The organism is Teichococcus vastitatis, from assembly GCF_003604215.1.
In the GTDB taxonomy this organism is placed as follows: domain Bacteria; phylum Pseudomonadota; class Alphaproteobacteria; order Acetobacterales; family Acetobacteraceae; genus Pseudoroseomonas; species Pseudoroseomonas vastitatis.
Window position 1 is genome coordinate 1 of record NZ_QXGS01000126.1, and the last position, 1982, is coordinate 1982.

The 1982-nt window shown below is 64.3% G+C and carries 2 protein-coding genes; both read right to left on the reverse strand.

Annotated elements, in window-relative coordinates; all coding sequences use genetic code 11:
• Window positions 1-189 precede the first annotated feature (189 nt).
• Complete coding sequence (locus tag D2K64_RS25245; protein WP_238384397.1) at window positions 190-816, reverse strand: IS4 family transposase; 627 nt, start codon at window positions 814-816, stop codon at window positions 190-192.
• Window positions 707-1666: an IS4/Tn5 family transposase DNA-binding protein gene (locus D2K64_RS25250; RefSeq protein ID WP_274379333.1), complete on the reverse strand. Its 960-nt coding sequence runs from the start codon at window positions 1664-1666 to the stop codon at window positions 707-709. Before D2K64_RS25250 ends, D2K64_RS25245 begins: the two co-directional genes overlap by 110 nt.
• Window positions 1667-1982 lie beyond the last annotated feature (316 nt).

A 1982-nucleotide genomic window follows, 5' to 3' on the forward strand; every position in this document is an offset into this window, starting at 1 on the left:
CTCGATCTCGTCTTTGATTTCGCTGATGATGCGTTGCAGATCCATTGTACTGGAACATGCTGGCTGGCCGCCAAGTTTCCCACGTCTGGCGAGCTTAGACCGCCTATCTCGGCTCGCATGCAGCATCTGGGCAATTGGTGTTGTGATCCTGTCCGCCGGTTGAGCGTACCCATCCGGCGACGCTTTCGATTACCCACATCTCGGCTGCTCTGCGATCTCCATTCCAAGTTCGATGTCAGCGAGGCGGGAGAGCCCGCGCCAGAAGACCATTGCACCGGGTGGCGGGTCACGAGAGCGGCCGAGGTGGCCGCCTAGGCGTGCGAGCTTTCGGACGTAGGCGGCCAGCGTCTTTACCTGCGGCTCTCCGGTGTCAGTGCTGGGCATGAGCCTGTCGAGGAGGATGATCTCGCGGTCGCGCAGCGCGGCTTGTGGCGCAGCCTCGGGGCTGGCGCGGTGGGCCTGAGTGAGCCAGAGAATCCGCCACGCGATGATGCAGAACAGGGCCAGGAGGTTCGCGATCCGCTCAGCAGACCGGAAGCGAGACTCCTCCGCCCGGCAGCCGGATTTCAGGATCTTGTGGAAGGTCTCGATCTTCCACCGCATGGCATACCAGTGGATCTTCTCGATCGCTTCCCGACGTGTGCGGACTGGCAGGTCGGTTAGGAGCTTCCACTCGATCGGCTTGCGGCTCCGCGGGGGATTGCGCTCAGTCACGTGCAGCACCGTGAGGTCGAGCGGCGGATAGCGCCTCTGCTTCCCGACCGGCGGCAAGAGATGGACCCGGCGTGCCCGGAGTTCGAGGACGGCGTGGATCACTCCGCCCTGAGCATCGCGTGGCTCGACGCGATGGAGACCGCGAACTCTGGCCTCCGCGAACTCTGGCCTCCGCCATCTCGGACGCGACAGTGTGGGTTCCGTCACCTGCCAGCCGATTGTTGCAGGTCCGGATGACGAAGTGGGTTCCAAGTTCCTGGGCGAGGCAGAACATCTCGTAGATGTCGCTCTCGTGGTCGGCGACATGGACGAGGCGCCCTGGCTCGCCCAAAAGGGCCATCGACTGCCGAAGGTTGTCGAGCCAGCGGACACTTTCCTTGCCCTCGATCGGCACCCGGGTGTGATTGACCACCCGCTTGAGCGCGGCGGTTCCCCTGAACTTCGCTCGCGTCCAGACCTTCGCCGCAGTGACGCCGAGCGGCACGCCCTCCTCTGTCACAGCGAGGCTGGTGTGGAGGAGAAGGCCGCAGAGCGTATGCTGCCGCCAACGGCCCTCAGCGTCGCGGCCGCTGTTGACGCGCTTGGTTACACCGATGGCGGCCGTGGAGGCGCGCTGATAGACGAACTCGGTGGTGTCCTGAAGGAGCAGGACCATGCCGGGCCAGGCCCTGACGCGCTCACGCGTTGCCGCGAAATGGCCGCCCAGGATGTCAGCCTCGTCCACCCGCTCGTTAGCCAGGAACCGGTAGGCTGCCTTGGCCCCGGCCCAGTCACCGCACACCTGGGGTATGCTGGATCCTACGCCCGCGGCAAGCTGCCGCAGGAGGCCTGCGCAGCGCCGATGGAACCTCGCATCCACAAAGGTTGCAGCCGCCATCTCGGCGTCCGTCCAGTCCTGCTGGGACCAGTCGCTAGCCTTGCCATCCGAGGCATTTCGCAAGCACGAGGCCATTGCACGCCCTCCAGGAGCATCGGCGTGCTCAACAGCGCATCACGGCAGCCTCCGCAGGATCAAGAGCTTTCCGCCGCCCGACCACTTACCCGTTCGGAATGTGGGTAATCGAAAGTCTCACCGTATGGGTACGGTTGAGCAGGGGTGAGCCGAACAAAAGCGACAAGAAGCCCGCTGCGTGACTCGCATCCGGCGGAACCTGGCGTTCCCACCAAAATGCCTCATTTTAGGCAGGCCGGCTCTAGCATTACAGTTGCGCTCTTCGTCTGACGTGGGCCTCTTGCGCGGCGGCTTGATGAGCGCGTCGCCAGAGTGA